Origin of the sequence: Streptomyces sp. NBC_01591, from assembly GCF_035918155.1 — a bacterium.
GTDB lineage: Bacteria > Actinomycetota > Actinomycetes > Streptomycetales > Streptomycetaceae > Streptomyces.
Genome location: NZ_CP109328.1, coordinates 409,474 through 427,411 on the forward strand (window position 1 = coordinate 409,474; position 17,938 = coordinate 427,411).

A 17,938-nucleotide genomic window follows, 5' to 3' on the forward strand; every position below is an offset into this window, starting at 1 on the left:
CGGGGAGTTCTCCGTCGTGAACTCCCCGGAGGCGAAGGAGGGTGAGATGGGCAGTTCGGACAGCTCCGAGATCGCGCTGAGTGTCGAACGGGGGCAGGCCACCGACGAGGAACTGGCCGCGCTCACCGTCGTGTTGCTCGCGTTGCAGGCCGAACGGGCGGAACCGCCCGAGGAACTGGCCGTCGCCGGGTCGCGGTGGTGGCGGTACGCGGATCGCTACAACGCTCCGCTCAGCTGGCAGTGAAGGGACCCGCCATGACGACGACGATCGACCCCTCCGCCTCCGTGAGCACCACGGAGCCCGCCGCCCCGCCTGCCCCGGCCGATGTCCGGGGGCGCGTAATGGAACTGCACGCCCTGCGTGAACTGGCCCGCAGCGGGCCGAGCGAGAAGGCGACCGAGGCGCAGCACGCCAAGGGCAAGCTGACCGCGCGCGAGCGCCTGACGCTCCTCTTCGACGAGGGCACCTTCTGCGAGGTCGAGCAGCTGCGCCGGCACCGGGCGACGGGGTTCGGTCTGGAGGAGAAGAAGCCGTACACGGACGGTGTGGTCACCGGCTGGGGCACGGTCGACGGCCGGACCGTCTTCGCCTTCGCGCATGATTTCCGGATCTTCGGGGGTGCGCTGGGCGAGGCCCATGCCACGAAGATCCACAAGATCATGGACATGGCCATCTCGGCGGGTGCGCCGCTGGTGTCGCTGAACGACGGCGCGGGCGCCCGTATCCAGGAGGGCGTGAGCGCGCTCGCGGGGTACGGCGGGATCTTCCAGCGCAACACCCGGGCCTCGGGTGTGATCCCGCAGATCAGTGTGATGCTCGGCCCGTGCGCGGGCGGGGCGGCCTACAGCCCGGCGCTGACCGACTTCGTGTTCATGGTGCGTGAGACCTCGCAGATGTTCATCACCGGTCCGGACGTCGTGAAGGCGGTCACGGGTGAGGAGATCACCCAGAACGGGCTGGGCGGCGCGGACGTGCACGCGGAGACCTCGGGCGTCGCGCACTTCGCGTACGACGACGAGGAGACCTGCATCGCCGAGGTCCGCTACCTGATCGGGATGCTGCCCTCCAACAACCGGCAGAACCCGCCCGTCCAGCCCACGCGTGACCCCGCCGACCGCCGCAATGACGGCCTTCTCGACCTCGTTCCCCTCGACGGCAACCGGCCGTACGACATGCACAAGGTCATCGAGGAACTCGTCGACGACGGCGACTACCTGGAGATCCACGAGCGCTGGGCCCGCAACATCGTCTGCGCGATGGCGCGGCTCGACGGTCAGGTCGTCGGCATCGTGGCCAACCAGCCGCAGTCCCTGGCCGGGGTGCTGGACATCGGCGCGTCCGAGAAGGCCGCCCGCTTCGTGCAGATGTGCGACGCCTTCAACATCCCCGTCATCACGCTCCTGGACGTCCCCGGCTTCCTGCCGGGCGTCGACCAGGAGCACGGCGGGATCATCCGCCACGGCGCCAAACTGCTGTACGCGTACTGCAACGCGACCGTGCCCCGGATCTCCGTCGTTCTGCGCAAGGCGTACGGCGGCGCCTACATCGTCATGGACTCCCAGTCGATCGGCGCCGACCTGACGTTCGCCTGGCCCACCAACGAGATCGCCGTCATGGGCGCCGAAGGTGCGGCGAATGTGATCTTCCGGCGGCAGATCGCCCGGGCCGAGGACCCGGAGGCGATGCGGACCCGCATGGTCGCGGAGTACAAGGCCGAACTCATGCACCCGTACTACGCCGCCGAGCGAGGACTCGTGGACAACGTCATCGACCCGGCCGAAACCCGGGAGGTTCTCGTCAAATCCCTGGCGATGCTCCGCAACAAGCATGCCGAGCTACCGTCCCGCAAACACGGAAACCCCCCGCAGTAAAAGGAAGCGCAGGGGTACGGGGCACGGGAGCCTGCCGTGCCCCGTTCGGCCGTGGTCCCGTCCGGGGCACGGGAGCCTGCCGTGCCCCGTTCGGCCGTGGTCCCGTCCGTGGCGGAGCCGGTCGGACGCGTGCGGATGTGACTGCATATGACAGGCAACCGCTCCGGAGAGGCGCGTCCGCGCCCGGAGCCGGAAACCGGCCACCGAGAGTTCGCCGCCGATCACCCGTGTCGAACTCCTGGACGGGTACTGTGATCCCGGAATTCCTCGGGGTGGGGGAAACGGGAGGCCCGGTGGGGGAACGGTTCTTGTTCAAAATCCTTGGCCCACTCATGGTGACGTCGGGCGAGCGAAAGGTGGTCATCGGCGGGGCACGTCAACGGACCACGCTTGCTCTGCTGTTGCTCAATCCCGGTCGAACCGTGCCGGTGGACACGCTGGTGCACGAAGTGTGGAACGGGAACCCTCCCGCCACCGCCCGTACCCAGATCGCCATCGTCATCGCCGCGCTCCGCAAGACGTTCAAGGCGCAGGGCGCGACCGACGACACCATCGTGACCACGCATCCGGGATACCTCCTCGATGCCGAGAGCCACTACATCGACTCGGTGGAGTTCGCCGAGCTCATCGCCCAGGCGGAGGCCGACACGCGGGAGCAACGTCTCGACGATGCGGCGCGCCGGTACCGGCGCGCCCTCGACCTGTGGCGCGGGCCCGCGCTCGCCGGGGTGTCCGGGCTGCTCGTCGAGGAGGAGGCCAACCGTCTCGGCGAGTACCGGCTCAACGCCTACGACGACGCCACCGCCGTCCAGCTGACGCTGGGGCGCCACTACGAGCTGCTGCCCGAACTGAGTGGTGTCGTACAGGAGAACCCGCTGCGCGAGCGGACCCGGTACCACCAGATGCTCGCCCAGTACCGGGCGGGCCGGCGCGCGGAGGCCATGGAGTCCTACCGGGAGGCGCGCGAGCAGTTCATCGAGGAGCTGGGTCTCGAACCGGGACCGGACCTTCAGGAGCTGCACGACCTGATCCTGCGCGACGACCCTTCGCTGGCCCCGGCCGACGGACCGGTATCCGTCGTGACCGGGTCCGCGCAGCCCGAGGTCGTCGTGGTCCCCTCCGAACTTCCCCCGGACGTACCGGGGTTCACCGGCCGTGAGACCGAACTCGCGGCCCTGGACGCGCTGCTGATCGCGTCCGATGCCGCGCTCCAGACGCCCACCGTCGGCCTGATCACCGGTGTCGCCGGGGTCGGCAAGTCCGGCCTCGCCCTGCGCTGGGCACACCGGGTCGCCGACGACTTCCCCGACGGGCGGCTCTTCGCCGACCTGCGCGGCTACGACGAGCAGCACGAGCCCGCATCCGTCGCCGACGTCCTCGGCCGCTTCCTGCGCTCGCTCGGCGTGCCGGGGCAGCAGATCCCCGAGGCGCTGGAGGAGCGGATCGCGCTCTACCGCAGCCTGCTCACCGACCGCCGCGCGCTGATCGTCCTGGACAATGTGCGCACCCATGCCCAGGTGGCCCCGCTGCTGCCGGGCAGTGGTGCCAGCTGTGTGGTCGTCACCAGCCGCGACCAGCTGGAACAGCTGGTGACCTGGCCGCAGGAGGCCCGCGTCCACCTGGGCGTCCTGCCGCCCGACGCGGCCATCGAACTCGTCGCCAAGATCACCGGCGAGGAGCGGGTCGCCGCCGCCCGCGCGGACGCCGCCCGGCTGGTCGAGCTCTGCGACCGGTTGCCGCTCGCCCTGCGCATCGGGGCCGCCCGCCTCGCGTCCAAACCGCACTGGTCGGTGCGGCACATGGTGGTGCGGCTCAGCGACGAGCGACGCAGGCTCGACGAGTTGAGCCAGGGCGATTCCCGTGTACGGGCCGGATTCGAGCTCAGCTACCGCTACCTCTCCGCCGACGCGGCTCGCCTCTACCGGCGGCTCGGCCTCGCCGACGTACCGGACTTCACGTCCTGGGTGGCCGCGGCGCTGCTCGACGTGGACGTGATCGACGCGGAGCTGCTCCTGGAGGACCTGGTGGACACCCAGTTCCTGGAGGTCGTGGGCGTCGACGCGACCGGCCGGCTGCGGTACCGCTTCCAGAACCTGCTGCGTCTGTACGCGGGCGAGCGCGCCCGGGACGAGGAGTCGGACGAGGCCTGGCAGGACGCCTGCCGTCGCGTCTTCCGCACCGCCCTGACCATCGCGCGCGAGGCCCACCGACGGGAGAGCGGCGGGGAGTTCGGCATCGTGCACAGCGGCACCGAGCCGGGCGCCATCGACACGGAGCTGCTGGAGGAGCTGCTCGCGGACCCCCTGGCCTGGTTCGAGGCGGAGCGGCTCTGCCTGGTGGGCATGGTCGAGCAGGCGGCCCGGATGGGCATGGCCGACCTCGCCTGGGACCTCACGGGCTCCGCCTCGGTGCTCTTCGAGACGCGCAGCTACGTGGAGAACTGGCGGAGCTGCGCCGAACACGCGCTGGACGCGGCCCGGACCGCCGAAGACCGCCTGGGTCAGGCGGTCATGCTGCACCACATCGGGGCCGCCGCGCTGATGCGGCAGAGCATGGACGAGGCGAAGGCGTGCTCCGAGGAGGCGCTGGAGCTGTACCGCGACATGGACGAGGGGCTGGGCCGGGCCCTGGTCCTGCGGAACCTCGCGGTCGTCCACCGCCTCCAGGGCGACCCCGACGCGGCCGCGGACCGGCTGCGCGAGGCCCTGCCCATCTTCCGCGAGGCCGGGGACCTGTCGTCGGAGTCGTCCGTCCTGCAGAACATGGCCCAACTGGAGCTGGACCGGGGCAACTACGAGGCCAGCCTCGGCCACGCCGGGGACGCGGTACGGGTCGCGGAGTCCATGGACCCCGGCGCCTCGCGCAGCCTCGCCCAGTGCCTGTACCGGCTGGGCAGCGCGCAGCTCCTGTCCGGGCGGGCGGAGGAGGCCGAGGCGTCGTACCTGCGCGTGGAGGAGCTGTCCCGGGCGAAGGCCGACACCCACGGTCTCGCGCACGCCCTGTACGGTCTCGGCCAGGCCCGCGTGGCGCTCGGCGCGCTCGAATCGGCCGAGGCCGCGTACGTCCAGGGGCGCAAGGTCGCCCGCAGGCTCGGCAGTCCCGTGGTCGAGGGATCGATCCGGCTGAAGCTCGGTGTACTTCTTCGGGAGCTGGGCCGGGACGGGGAGGCCCGGACCGAACTCCTGGGTGCGGAGGAGCTGTTCACCCGCAGGGGGGCCACGCACTGGCAGGAGGAGGTCGCGCGGGAGCTCAGTGACTTCCCGGAGGTGGGTTCCGGCGATTAATCCGGCAATATCACGCCGATAAGGCGGATGCCTAGCGTCATCACAGAGATTCAGTTTCCGAGAACTGTGGAGTCTGTGATGCCGCCTACCCCCGGGGTGCCCTCCTTCGCCGTGATCCCCGGCGCGCAAGTGCACCGAGTCCTCGACGGCCGGCACGAGGAAGTGGTCCGGTTGATCGAGTCGGCCTACCGCGTGCATGGTGCCGGTGACACGGTCAACCCGCCGTCCTACTTCCTGCGTTTCCCCGACCGCCCCGCCTCACGCATCATCGCCCTGCCCGCTTCCCTCGGCGGGGGCGCCCCCGTCGACGGCATCAAATGGATCTCCAGCTTTCCCGAGAACGTGGCGGCCGGGATACCCCGGGCCTCCGCGGTGCTCATCCTCAACGATCCGGAGACCGGCTATCCGCTGGCCTGTCTGGAGAGCTCCATCATCAGCGCGGCCCGCACCGCCGCCTCGGCGGCACTGGCCGCGGCCAGGCTCACCGAAGGGCGCGAGCGGCCGCGCCGCATCGGCTTCTTCGGGACCGGTCTGATCGCCCGGTTCATCCACCAGTACCTCGTGGGCACCGGCTGGAGCTTCGAGGAGACCGGGGTGTACGACCTGTCGGCCGAGCACGCCAAGGGCTTCGCCACGCACCTGGAACGCGAGGGCGACAACGGCACGGTGACCCTGCACACCGACCCCGAACAGCTGATCCGCTCCAGCGACGTCATCGTCTTCGCGACCGTCGCCGGAACCCCGCACGTCACCGACCCGGCGTGGTTCGGCCACAGCCCGCTGGTGCTGCACGTGTCGTTGCGCGACCTGTCGCCCGAGGTGATCCTCTCGGCCGTCAACGTCGTCGACGACATCGACCACTGCCTGAAGGCCGAGACGTCCCCGCACCTCGCCGAACGGCTCAGCGGCAACCGGGAGTTCATCGACGGAACCCTGTACGACGTGCTCACCGGCGATCTGAAGATCCCCGACGACCGGACCGTCGTCTTCTCGCCCTTCGGGCTCGGCGTCCTGGATCTCGCGGTCGGCAGACACATCTACGACACCCTGCGCGCCGACGGCGAACTCGCCGTGGTGGACGACTTCTTCCACGAGATGCGCCGATACGGCTGAGGAATGAGACGACAGTGACCACTCTGCTCGACAGCCCGCCCCGGCCCGCAGGGCCCGGCCGGGGCCCCATCGCCGTACGCGTGGAGGAGACCACCCTCGCCCCGCACGAACCGCTCGACCTGTATGCCGCGCTGCGTGAGCGGTCGGCGCACGACGTCTTCCTGCTGGAGAGCCGCGAAGGCCCCGGGCAGTCCCCCGGGGCCACCGTCGTCGGCCACGGACTGCTCGCCGAGATCCGGGTCTACGCCGACCGGATCCGTGCCGACGGTGCCGAAGCCGTCGTGGCCGCGGTCCTCACGGCGGCCGACGGGCTCGGCCTCACCCCGCGGCCCGGCAACGAACGCGGTCTGCTCCACGGCGACCAGGTCTGGCAGGTGCTGCGTGCCGTCCAGGCCCTGTTCACAGTGGAGACGAGCCGGCCCCACGACAGCTACGCCTTCGGATTCCTCGCCACCTTTGGCTACGGCTCCGCCTGGCACATGGAAACACTGCCCGACCGGGGCGACCGGGACGACGCCGAACCCGACATCGTGCTCGGCCTGTTCCGCGAGACCATCTGGTACGGCCCGGAACCGGACGCCGTGCGCAGGCTCACCGCGCACAGCGACGCCTTTCCCGACCCGGCGCCCTTCGACCTGGCCGAGGAGACCGTCGCGGCGGTCGCCGCGGTCGGCCGGATCCCCGAGGTCCTGCCCGAGGCGCCCCGGCCGCACTCCGTACGGGACACCTGCGACGAGGAGACGTTCCTCGCGCGGGTCGACCGCTGCCTGGAGCACATCGGCGTCGGCGACATCTACCAGATCCAGATCGGCCACCGCATCGACGTCGAGTCCGACCTCGAACCCTTCGAGGTCTACCGGCGGCTGCGCGGCCGCAACCCGTCCCCGTACATGTACCTCGTCCCGCGCGACGGGCGCACCGTTGTCGGCGCCAGCCCCGAAGTGCTCTTCCGGACCGGGGGCGGCACGGTCGTGATGCGGCCCATCGCCGGGACCGCGCCGCGCAGTGGGGACCCCGTCGTGGACGAGGCCCGGGTCGCCCGGCTCGTCGCCGACGAGAAGGAGCGTGCCGAGCACGTCATGCTCGTCGACCTGTGCCGCAACGACATCGGCCGGGTCTGCCTGCCCGGCACGCTGGAGGCCCGGGGGCTGATGACGGTCGAGACGTACTCGCACGTCTTCCATCTCGTCTCCACCGTCGAGGGCACCCTCGCCCCCGAGGACGACACCTGGTCCGTGCTGCGCGCGACCTTCCCGGCGGGCACCGTCACCGGCGCCCCCAAGATCCGTGCCATGGAGATCATCGAGGAGCTGGAGAGCGAGCCGCGCGGCATGTACGCGGGCGCCGTCGGCCTCGTCGACCTGCGCGGCTGGAGCCAACTCGCCCTGTGCATCCGGACCATCGTGCACGACGGCCGCAGCGGCACCTACTCCACCCAGAGCTGCGCGGGCATCGTCGCCGACTCGTCCCCCGGGGCCGAGTGGCGGGAGACCCTGCACAAGATGGGAGCCGCCTACTGGGCGCTGACCGGTGAGGAGCTGCTGCCGTGAAGGTCCTGCTCGTCGACGCGTACGACAGCTTCACCCACATCATCGACCAGTACCTGCGCACCCTCGGCGCCGACACCGACGTCGTCCGGTCGCGCACCCGCACCCCGCAGCAGCTCGCCGGCCTGCGGCCCGACGCGGTCGTCCTCGGCCCGGGGCCCGGGCACGCGGCCGACTCGGGACACGTGGAGCTGGTGCACACCTTCGCCGGGTCCGTGCCGCTGCTCGGCATCTGCCTGGGCCACCAGGCGATCTGTCTGGCGTACGGAGGCCGGGTCACGGTCGCCGAGCGGCTCAAGCACGGCAAGACCAGCCTCGTGAGCCACGACGGCGCCGGGGTGTTCGAGGGACTGGAGCCGGTCATGACCGCCACGCGCTATCACTCGCTGATCGCCGACGAACCGTTGCCGCCCCCGCTGATCGCCACCGCGCACGCCCAGGACGACGGCTATGTGATGGGGCTGCGGCACCGCACGCTCGCCGTGGAAGGGGTGCAGTTCCACCCCGAGTCCATCACCACCGTCGGCGGGCTGCGGCTCCTGGACAACTTCCTGACGGCCGCCCGCCGGGCCGGCCCCGCACGGGAGACCGATATGCGGAACTCACGGTCCGGGTCGACCGGACGTTTAATTCTATGAGGATCGGCGGAGTGGGTGAATCCGTTCAATATGCCGTCGGTCTATTTATGCGATCCGCCCCTCGCAGATCGCATGTGATCCCTTCGGCCCCGCCTTCCCGGTGGCAGGAATGTTCCGGTCCGGATTGGGGTTGAACAGCGGTTATATCAATTTTATTGTCGGGTCGTAGGGTGGGAAGTCCTGGCGATAATGCATCGAAACCGGCCCTTCCTAATGTTCTGGTTGTCGGAACGAACCGCAGCAGTTCATATGGGGGGAAGAAATCATGAAGCTCGACGCGATCACCGGAAAGATCCAGAAGACCGTTGTCGTGACGCTCGCCGGTGCGGCGATATTCGCCACCGTGCAGACCGTCGGAGACAACGGCCCGGGGGACCACGGCACTTCCTACTCCGTCACCGCTGCCACCCTGCTGGACGACCCGTGGCACCCCAGCACCGAGTCCGCTCCGGCGTCGACGCTGGACGACCCGTGGCACCCCAGCACCAAGCCCGCCCCGGCGTCGATGCTGGACGACCCGTGGCACCCGGCGCCGACCCCGACGCCGAGCGACTGACCCGAAGAAGGAGAAGACCAGTGAGCGCCACGACACCCGAACAGGACCGCTGCTGGCCCCCGTTGCTGGGGCAGGTGCTCGACGGCCGGGATCTGACCGCCGCCGACACCACCTGGGTGATGGACCAGGTGATGCGGGGCCGGGCGACCGACGCGCAGATCGCCGGCTTCCTGGTGGCCCTGCGGGCCAAGGGCGAGACCGTGGGCGAGCTCGAAGGGCTCGTACACGGCATGCTGGCCCATGCCGTACACATCGACGTGCCGGGGAGGACCGTCGACGTGGTGGGCACCGGGGGCGACGGCGCACACACGGTCAACATCTCCACGATGTCCGCGATCGTCGCGGCGGGAGCGGGGGCACGGGTCGTCAAGCACGGCAACCGTGCGGCGAGTTCGGCCTCCGGCTCCGCCGACGTCCTGGAGGCACTGGGCGTCACCCTGCGGCTGCCGCCCGAGCGGATCGCCGCCGTGGTCGACGAGGCGGGCATCACCTTCTGCTTCGCGCCGGACTTCCACCCGGCGATGCGCCACGCGGCGGGGCCGCGCAAGCAGCTCGGCATCCCGACCGTCTTCAACGCGCTGGGCCCGCTGACCAATCCGGCGGCGCCCACCGCGCAGGCGGTCGGGGTCGCCGACGCCCGGCTGCTGCCGCTGATCGCGGGGGCGCTGTCCCGGGCCGGCGGCCGGGGCCTGGTCTTCCGGGGCGACGACGGGCTCGATGAACTCACCGTCACCACCACGTCGACCGTGCTGACCGTGGACGACGGGGACATCAGGCGGGAGCGCTTCGACCCGCGCGACGTGGGGATCGCGCTCGCGCCGCTGGAGGCACTGCGGGGGGCGGACGCCGCGTACAACGCGACCGTCGCCCGGCGCGTCCTCGACGGCGAGCGCGGCCCGGTCCGGGACGCGGTCCTGCTCTCCGCGGGCGCCGCGCTCGTGGCGGGCGAACCCACCGGGGGCCGTACCGTCACCGAACGCCTCGGCTGGGCGGTGGAAGCGGCGGGCCGGGCGATCGACTCCGGCGCCGCGGCCGACACCCTCGAGCGGTGGGTGCGGGCCACCGCGGCCCCGCACCCCCCGGCCGTCGAAGCCCCGGTCACCCGGGTCGCGACGGCGGCGTGACCCGCCACTCGGGACGGATGCGGATCGTGGACGGCGCCATGGCGGTACTTCCCGGGAGACCGGTGGGTACGGCCATGGCGCGTCCGCGCGGTCACCGGGCAGCGGTGGGTTCGAGGGCCTGGTCCCGCTCCAGGTCCGCTCCGCCGGCCGTCGCCGGCTCCGCGTCGTCCCGGGCCGGCGGCCCGGACTCCGTCCGTTCGGAACCGCGGAACTTCTCGCGCCGGATCCAGGAGAGGGCCGGCGACGTGAGGCCCGTGGTGATCAGCGCCATCAGTACCAGCATGGTGAACAGATCGGGCCCGATCACACCGAGTTCGAGCCCCAGGTTCAGCACCACCAGCTCGGTCAGTCCCCGGCAGTTCATCAGTGCCCCGATCGCCAGGGAGTCGCGCCAGGACTGACCCGCCAGCCGGGCCCCGCCCGTGCTCCCGCCCCACTTGCCGATCATCGCGACGGCGAGCACGGCCAGCGCCCACAGCCACTGGACCGGGTCGCCGGCCAGCAGTGAGACATCGGTGCGCAGCCCGGTGGCGACGAAGAACAGCGGCAGCAGCACGGGAACCGAGAACGCGCGCAGCCGAGCCGTGCAGCGTTCGATGCCCCTGGATCCCCGAGGAGTGACCAGACCGAAGACGAAGGCGCCGAACAGCGCGTGCACACCGATCTTGTCGGTGGCCAGTGCGGAGAGGCACAGGCCGCTGAAGAGGACGACGAGGACCACACCGTCCACCATCCGCTCGGCCCGCTTCGCCCAGAGGGCGAGCAGCGGACGCAGCGCGTAGATCATGACGGCGAGGAAGACCGCGGCGAGCGCCGCCGTCGTCAGCGCCTCGGCCGGCGAACCGCTCGTCGACACCGCGACCACCGCCGCCAGCAGGCACCAGGCGGTCACGTCGTCGACCGCCGCGCACGCCATGGCCAGCGAGCCGATCCGGGTACCGATCAGGCCCCGGTCGGTGAGGACCCGGGCGAGGACGGGGAACGCGGTGATGCTCATCGACACGGCGATGAACAGCACGAACGGCAACCGGCCCACGCCGGGCGGCGCGAACGAGCCGAACATCGCGAGGGCCAGCAACGAGCCCAGGACCAGCGGCAGGACGATGCTCGCCTGACTGACCGCGACCGCGGTCCCGCGATGGCCGCGCAATGTGCCGAGATCCAGTTCGAGGCCGACCAGGAACATGAAGGCCAGCAGGCCGATGTTGCCGAAGGCGCTGATGAATGGCATCACGGACTCGGGGAACAGCCAGGCCTGTGCCGCGGGCGAGACCCAGCCCAGCAGCGACGGCCCCAGCATGATGCCGAGGGTGATCTCACCGATGACCGGCGGCTGGCCGAACCTGCGGAACAGCTGGGCGCCCGCCTGGCACACCAGGATGACCACCGGGATGGCGATCAGGAGATCGGGCAGGGGGTCACGTGCCGACACGGCCGGCTCCTTCCTTGGCGGCCGCCGTGGCGTCCGACCAGCGTGCGTAGCGGCGCCGCCCGTACAACAGCGGCTGGGCGGACTCGTCGGCGGTGAACCGCCGTACCTGGGCGAAGACGGTGGTGTGGTCCCCGACCTCCCGCGTACCGACCACCACGCAGTCGGCGATGGCGTGCGCGGCCTCCGTCAGGTGCGGGCCGCCCGCGCCCAGCGGCAGCCGCCACTCGCTCAGCGCGAACCGGTCGGGGTTGCCCGAGGCGAACAGGTTGGACGTGTCGTGGGCCTCCTCGTGCAGCAGGTTGAGGGCCAACTGCCCACTGGACAGCACGGATTCGGTGGTGGGGCTCGCCGTGCGCAGGCAGATCACGAGTGTCGGCGGGGAGAGCGCCACGCTCGCCAGTGAACTGCAGGTCATCCCGCGGGGCGTGCCGTCGGCGTCGAGCGTCGTCACCACGGAGACGCCGGAGGGGAAACTGCCCATCAGCGGGCGTATGTCGGCTTCCGGAACGGGCCGGTCGGTCATGGTTTCTCCTGTCGAAGACGTGTGCCGCGCGCCCGGCAGCCGGCCGGAGAGGAGCCCCGGCTGCCGGGCGACGCGGTGCGGCACGACTACTTGCCGTGCAGCTGGCGGAGCGCCTCGTGGGTGCTCGGCAGAGAGTTGAGGAGCTCCTTCTGCTCCTTCTTGACCTGGGCGAACATGGCCTGCGCGGCGGCCACGGACTCCGGCTTGTGGTAGAGGATCGGCAGCGGTGCGTCCGGCTCCAGACCGAGGCCGGCGAAGATGCAGTAATAGCGCTCGTTGGTCCAGAAGTTACGGAATTCCGCCTCGAAATTCCCGTAGTACGTCGTGTCGTCGGTGGCCGCGGGATTGACCGGAAGACCCGCCTTGTACGCGTCGATCTTCTCGCGAATGCTCGCGGGGAGTTTCAGTTCCTTGTTGGCGCGCCAGAAGGGCGAGTCGGTACGCGGCGCGAAGTAGAAGTGCGTCTGGATGAAATCGCGGGTGTCGTCGAACATCACCTCGATTTCCTTGTTGAAGTTGTCGACCAGGGCCTGGTTGAACGTCTTGTCCGGGAAGTGCTTGGCCAGCTGGTAGGCCGCGGCGGTGATGAAGTAGATGCCGGTGGACTCCAGGGGCTCCAGGAAGGCGCTGGAAAGGCCGATGCCGATGACGTTCTTCACCCAGGCACGGCGGTTTCGGCCGACCCGGAACTTCACGTGGTTGAACTCGGTGGTCTCGGGGTCCAGGCCCCACAGTTCGCAGAACTCGGCGGTGGCCTCCTCCTGCGTGGTGAAGCGGCTGGAGTAGACGTAACCGGTGCCGAAGCGGCCCGGCATCGGTATCTTCCAGGTCCACCCGGAGGACATGGCGATCGCCGAGGTGTACGGCTCCACTCCGTTGGCCTCGTCGTCGTGCGGCACGGCCGTGGCGACCGCGCGGTCGCACAGCAGCTGGTCGCTCATGTCGACGAAGGGCTCCTCCATCGCCTGGTTCATCAGCAGGCTGCGGAAGCCGGAGCAGTCCACGAACAGGTCCGCGTCCAGGACCCGGCCCTCCTTGGTGTGCAGGGCCTTGACGAAGCCCCGCTCGTCCTTCTCGACGCGCGTCATCTCGTCCTGGATGTGGTCCACGCCCTGCTTCTCGGTGGCGAACCGGCGCAGGAAGTCCGCGACGAGCGCCGCGTCGAAGTGCCACGCGTACCTGGTGGGGGAGGTGCCGTCCAGGTGCCGCGGCGCCTTCTTGGCGTCCATCAGTGGCGCCTCGCGGAAGCAGGCGTAGTCGTACGGCTCGTCCGTCTTGCCCTCGTACTTGTTCTTGAACCAGTAGTGCGACATCGGGATGTTGTTGTGTTCCGGGCTGATGCCGAACGGGTGGTAGAAGTGGTCCGGACCGCCCTTGTCGAGCTCACGCGGACCGCTCTGGCCCTTGCCCGGAGTACGCCAGTTGATGAAGCGGACCGCCATCTTGTAACTGGCGTTGCACTCGCGCATCCACTCCTCCTCCTCGATTCCGAGAAAGTCGAAGAGAACACGGTGCAGATTGGGCACGGTGGCCTCGCCCACACCGATGCGCGGAATGCTCGGCGCCTCCAGGACCGTGACGTCGACCGTGCTCTGGAGGGCCTTGCCGAGATAGGCGGCGGTCATCCAGCCGGCGGTCCCGCCGCCGAGGATCACGACCTTCTTGATGGCGTTGTCTGTTGCGGTGGAGGTGCGCGTCATATCGAATTCCCTCTTCTCACCGAAGTGGTGGTGTCGGAACTGTGGAGATGGCCAGAGTCGGCAGCGTCCCTACGGCACTTCTATAAACCGGCGGAAAAGGCTGAATGAGATCGTTGGGCGTCGGCACGTATGGAGTACGTATAGCGCGCGGGATCAGTCTGGGACCTGTTGATTCCGCACTCGTAACTCCCAGCAGAGGATGGCTGCATCACATGCCGTGCACAGAACGGGAGCCGGAGACGGGGCTGAAAGGCATCCTTTCCACTGTGGGAGGAACCCCGCTCGTAGAGCTCGAACGGTTGATACCGGGGTTCACCTCGCGTGTGTTCGCCAAGGTGGAGCGTTTCAACCCCGGCGGCAGTGTCAAGGACCGCTCCGCGCTGAACATGGTGGCCACGAAGATCCGGTCGGGAGAACTCGTCCCGGGCCGTTCGACGGTCATCGAGTCCAGCTCGGGAAACCTCGCGATCGGGCTCGCGCAGATCTGCGGCTACTACGGCCTGCGGCTCGTCTGTGTGGTGGACACCCGCACCACCCGGCAGAACATCGGGATCCTGCGGGCCTACGGGGCCGAGGTCGAGATCGTCACCGAGCCCGACCCGGCCACCGGGGAACTGCTGCCCGCCCGGCTGCACAGGGTCGCCGAGCTCGTGGCGACCACCCCCGACGCGTACTGGCCCGACCAGTACGCCAACCCGCTCAACCGGCGGGCCCACGAGACCACGATGCGGGAGATCGCCGAAGCCCTCGACGGCAAGGTCGACCAGCTCGTCGTGGCCGCGGGCACCAGCGGCACGCTCGGCGGCTGCGCCGAGTACATCCGCCGGCATCGCCTCGGCACGGCCGTCAACGCGGTCGACGCCCTCGGCAGCGTGCTGTTCGACTCACCCGTCGACTGCGCCCGCCTGGTGCCCGGCCACGGCGCGTCCGTCGCGCCCAAACTGCTGCGGCGCGACGACGCCGACCGGGTGGTGCACGTCGGCGACCTGGACTGCGTGGTGGGCTGCCGCACCCTGGTGCGCCGCGAGGCGATCCTCGCCGGCGGCTCCTCGGGCGCGGTCGTCGCGGCCCTGGCCCGGCTCGCCCCCGGCATACCACCCGGCTCCAACGTCGTGATCGTGCTGCCCGACGGCGGCGACCGCTACCTCGACACGATCTACGACGACACCTGGGTGCACCGGCACTTCGGGGACGTCTCCCACCTGTGGGAAGAGCCGCCGGTCGGGGGGCTCTTGGGCCAACTGGCCGATATAGCCCAGTAATAGCGCGTCGCCGCAGGGTTGTTCCACGACCGATCAGAACCAGAAGAACCAGAAAAACAAGAAGAACAAGAAGAACCAGCGAAACCCGAACCGAGACCCGGAGGCACCACATGACCACCCAGATCGCCGACCTCGGCACCGAGCGCAAGGCCGAGATCAAGGAAATCGTCTGCGACATTCTTGAACTGGAGCTCGACGAGGTCACCGAGACCAGCCTCTTCAAGGAGGAGCACGACGCCGACTCCCTGCGCACCATAGAGATCCTCGCCTCCATGGAGCGCAACTTCGGTCTCGTCCTGGAGCAGGCCGAGCTCAGCCGCATGGTCAACCTGGCGGGTGTGTACGCCGTGGTCGCGGAGGCCGAGGGAAAGTGAGCGGGGCGACGGGCGGCACGGCGCCGCGCACGACCCCCCGGCACCGGGTGGTGATCACCGGGCTCGGCGTGGTGACCAGCATCGGTACCGGGGTGGATGCCTTCGCCGACGGCCTGCGGGCCGGACGCAGCGGCGCCAAGCCGATCGGCGCCTTCGACACCACCGGTTTCGCGTACTCCAACGCCTGCGAGATCACCGACTTCGACCCCGACACGTGGCTGCGCGAACTGGCGGCCGACGAGCTCGGCCGGGCCGCGCAGTTCGCGGTGGCCGGCAGCCGGATGGCGGTCGCGGACGCGGGGCTCACCGAGGACGACGTACGGGCCAGGCGCACCCTGGTCTCGGTCGGCACCACCGACGGTGAGTCCCGCGACCTGGACCATCTGATCGGCTTGCAGGTCACCGAGGGCGAGGACCGGCTCGACGCCACCGTCGCCCGCCGGGTGTGGCCCGGCCGGCTCTCCGCGGGCATCGTCCGCGAACTCGGCCTGGAGGACGTGGAGACGGTCACCGTCCCTACCGCCTGCGCGGCCGGTAATTACGCGGTCGGCTCCGGTTACGACGCGATCAGCTCCGGCGACGTCGAGATGGCGTTGTGCGGCGGGGCGGACGCCCTGTGCCGCAAGACGTTCACCGGCTTCTACCGGCTCGGCACCATCGCCCCCGACGTGTGCCGTCCCTTCGACGCCGACCGGCAGGGCATCCTGACCGGCGAGGGTGCCGGGATACTCCTGATGGAGTCCCTGGAGTCCGCGCTGGCCCGCGGCGCCCGCATCTACGCGGAGGTCCTGGGCTACGGGCTGTCCTGCGACGCGAGCCACCCGGTCGCGCCCGACCGGGACTCCATCGCGCGCTGCATCACCGCCGCCCACCGCAACGCGGGCATCGAGGCGTCCGACGTGGACTTCATCTCGGCGCACGGCACCGGCACCAGGGCCAACGACGTCACCGAGGTCGGCGCGATCCGGCAGGTCTTCGGCGACGAACTGCCGCGCACCGTGTCGATCAAGTCGATGATCGGCCACACCATGGGCGCCGCGAGCGCGCTGGCCGCCGCGGCCTGCTCCCTGGCGCTCCGGGAGGGCTTCATCCCGCCCACCGTCAACCACCGCACGACCGACCCCGAGTGCGCGGTCGACTGCGTACCCAACGAGGCGGTCGAGGCCCGGCTGCGGGTCGTGCAGAACAACGGCCTCGCCTTCGGCGGGAACAACGCGGTCCTGATGCTCGGCCACTGGGACGAGAACGCGGCCGAAACCCTGCCCGCCGACGCGACAGCGGCGGCCTGAACCGGCCCGACGCGGCCTGAGAGGAGTTGGACGGAATGTCAGCCGACGCGGTCACCACCGCGCAGGACCTGGTTGTTTCGGGCTGGGCGGTGTCCTCCCCGTACGGGCTGGGCCGGGACGGGTTCATGGCCGGACTGCGCGAGCAACGGCGCGCGGTCGCCGCCCTGGACGGCGATCAGTGGCCGGTGCCCTACGAGGAGGCCGGACTCATTCCCGGCTTCGACATCAAGGCCGTCCTCGGCCGCAAGGGCACCCGTTCCATGGACCGGGTCACCGCCATCGCCGCCACCACCGTGGGCATGCTCCTGGAGGAGTACGGGACGGGCCTGGCCGCGGACCCCGAGGGCACGGGTCTGGTGCTCGGCACCTCCGGCAGCGTCCAGTCGATCATGGACTTCACCCGGGACGCGCTCACTGGCAAGGCGCCCTACCTGGTCGACCCCGCCAGGTTCCCCAACACGGTGATGAACTGCCCCAGCGGGCAGAGCGCCATCCGGCATGCGCTCAAGGGCCCCAACGTCACCGTCTCCGGCGGCGCCGCCACCGGTCTGCTCGCCCTCAACTACGCTTCCCGGCTGCTGCGGGGCGGCCACGCCACCGCTCTCCTCGCGGGCGCCGCCGAGGAGTTCTCGGTACAGCGCGCCCGACTGGAGCAGGTCGCCGACCACGGCGGCAGCGCCGCCGAACCCCTCGCCGAAGGCGCGGCGCTCTTCCTCCTGGAGAGCGGCGCGGCGGCCCGCGACAGCGGCCGTACCGTCCTCGCCACGGTCCTCGGCTGCCGTTTCCGGGCCTTCCGGACCACGGACCGCGCCTCCGCCGTGCTGAAGAGCTGCGTCGACGACGTCCTGGCCGCCGCCGGGGCCGTCCCCGACGACATCGCGCTCATCGCCCCCGGCAACCCGCCCGGTGCCTTCGGCAAGGAGGAGGAGGCGGCCCTGGCCGGCCTCGCCGCGCCGCGCCTCGCGGTCCGTTCCCTCCTCGGCGACACCACCGCGGCCACCGCGGCCTTCCAGGTCGCCGCCGTCCTCGCCGAGTCGTCCGCTCGCCCGGAGCTGGCGGACCGGCTCGCCCTGGTCACCGCCATCGACCGGGACGGCACCGTCGGCGCGGCCCTGCTCCGCCTCGGCTAGGGCCTGTCCGACCCTGATCCACCGGACAGGCCCTAGGTCCTGTCCGAGGCGCCGACGCGCCGAGCCGCACACCGCACGCACCGCACCGTCTCCG

15 protein-coding genes are annotated in these 17,938 nt (G+C 70.4%); 12 read left to right on the plus strand and 3 right to left on the minus strand.

Features of this window, described 5'->3' with window-relative positions; genetic code table 11:
• Positions 1–46: 46 nt before the first annotated feature.
• The 8 genes from OG978_RS42900 (at position 47) to trpD (ending at position 10,134) form a co-directional block, all read left to right on the plus strand.
• The gene (locus OG978_RS42900; protein ID WP_326770516.1) at positions 47–244 is read left to right on the plus strand and encodes an acyl-CoA carboxylase subunit epsilon; all 198 of its coding nucleotides are present in this window, start codon (positions 47–49) and stop codon (positions 242–244) included.
• 98 nt (positions 245–342) lie between these two features.
• Positions 343–1,872: an acyl-CoA carboxylase subunit beta gene (locus tag OG978_RS42905; RefSeq protein WP_326771053.1), complete on the plus strand. Its 1,530-nt coding sequence runs from the start codon at positions 343–345 to the stop codon at positions 1,870–1,872.
• A gap of 332 nt (positions 1,873–2,204) precedes the next feature.
• Positions 2,205–5,156 (plus strand): AfsR/SARP family transcriptional regulator, encoded by a 2,952-nt coding sequence (locus OG978_RS42910; RefSeq protein ID WP_326770517.1) that lies wholly within the window; start codon positions 2,205–2,207, stop codon positions 5,154–5,156.
• Between the two features lie 78 nt (positions 5,157–5,234).
• Positions 5,235–6,269, plus strand: a complete 1,035-nt coding sequence (gene sbnB, locus OG978_RS42915; protein ID WP_326770518.1) for a 2,3-diaminopropionate biosynthesis protein SbnB — start codon at positions 5,235–5,237, stop codon at positions 6,267–6,269.
• 14 nt (positions 6,270–6,283) lie between these two features.
• Positions 6,284–7,819, plus strand: a complete 1,536-nt coding sequence (locus OG978_RS42920; protein WP_326770519.1) for an anthranilate synthase component I family protein — start codon at positions 6,284–6,286, stop codon at positions 7,817–7,819.
• Complete coding sequence (locus tag OG978_RS42925; protein ID WP_326770520.1) at positions 7,816–8,454, plus strand: anthranilate synthase component II; 639 nt, start codon at positions 7,816–7,818, stop codon at positions 8,452–8,454. The genes OG978_RS42920 and OG978_RS42925 overlap by 4 nt, the downstream gene beginning before the upstream one ends.
• A 265-nt stretch (positions 8,455–8,719) precedes the next feature.
• On the plus strand, positions 8,720–9,010 hold the full coding sequence (locus tag OG978_RS42930; RefSeq protein WP_326770521.1) for a hypothetical protein: 291 nt from the start codon (positions 8,720–8,722) through the stop codon (positions 9,008–9,010).
• 20 nt (positions 9,011–9,030) lie between these two features.
• Positions 9,031–10,134 carry an anthranilate phosphoribosyltransferase gene (trpD, locus tag OG978_RS42935; RefSeq protein WP_326770522.1) on the plus strand — a complete coding sequence of 368 codons (1,104 nt, stop codon included), beginning with the start codon at positions 9,031–9,033 and terminating at the stop codon, positions 10,132–10,134.
• A 91-nt stretch (positions 10,135–10,225) separates the two neighbouring features.
• On the opposite strand, the gene OG978_RS42940 is transcribed toward trpD, so the two are convergent.
• The 3 genes from OG978_RS42940 to OG978_RS42950 all read right to left on the minus strand — a co-directional run bounded on the left by OG978_RS42940 (position 10,226) and on the right by OG978_RS42950 (position 13,789).
• Positions 10,226–11,566, minus strand: coding sequence for a cation:proton antiporter (locus OG978_RS42940; protein WP_326770523.1), 1,341 nt, complete (start codon positions 11,564–11,566; stop codon positions 10,226–10,228).
• Positions 11,553–12,089, minus strand: coding sequence for a flavin reductase family protein (locus OG978_RS42945; protein ID WP_326770524.1), 537 nt, complete (start codon positions 12,087–12,089; stop codon positions 11,553–11,555). The genes OG978_RS42940 and OG978_RS42945 overlap by 14 nt, the downstream gene beginning before the upstream one ends.
• A gap of 86 nt (positions 12,090–12,175) precedes the next feature.
• Positions 12,176–13,789: a tryptophan halogenase family protein gene (locus OG978_RS42950; protein ID WP_326770525.1), complete on the minus strand. Its 1,614-nt coding sequence runs from the start codon at positions 13,787–13,789 to the stop codon at positions 12,176–12,178.
• 212 nt (positions 13,790–14,001) lie between these two features.
• Between OG978_RS42950 and sbnA the strand changes: the two genes are divergently transcribed.
• The 4 genes from sbnA to OG978_RS42970 all read left to right on the plus strand — a co-directional run bounded on the left by sbnA (position 14,002) and on the right by OG978_RS42970 (position 17,844).
• Positions 14,002–15,051 carry a 2,3-diaminopropionate biosynthesis protein SbnA gene (gene sbnA / locus OG978_RS42955; protein ID WP_326770526.1) on the plus strand — a complete coding sequence of 350 codons (1,050 nt, stop codon included), beginning with the start codon at positions 14,002–14,004 and terminating at the stop codon, positions 15,049–15,051.
• A 110-nt stretch (positions 15,052–15,161) separates the two neighbouring features.
• Positions 15,162–15,425: an acyl carrier protein gene (locus tag OG978_RS42960; protein WP_326770527.1), complete on the plus strand. Its 264-nt coding sequence runs from the start codon at positions 15,162–15,164 to the stop codon at positions 15,423–15,425.
• Entirely contained in the window at positions 15,422–16,714 is a 1,293-nt protein-coding gene (locus OG978_RS42965; protein ID WP_326770528.1) for a beta-ketoacyl-[acyl-carrier-protein] synthase family protein, read from the plus strand. Before OG978_RS42960 ends, OG978_RS42965 begins: the two co-directional genes overlap by 4 nt.
• Before the next feature lie 35 nt (positions 16,715–16,749).
• The gene (locus tag OG978_RS42970) at positions 16,750–17,844 is read left to right on the plus strand and encodes a beta-ketoacyl synthase N-terminal-like domain-containing protein (RefSeq protein WP_326770529.1); all 1,095 of its coding nucleotides are present in this window, start codon (positions 16,750–16,752) and stop codon (positions 17,842–17,844) included.
• Positions 17,845–17,938 lie beyond the last annotated feature (94 nt).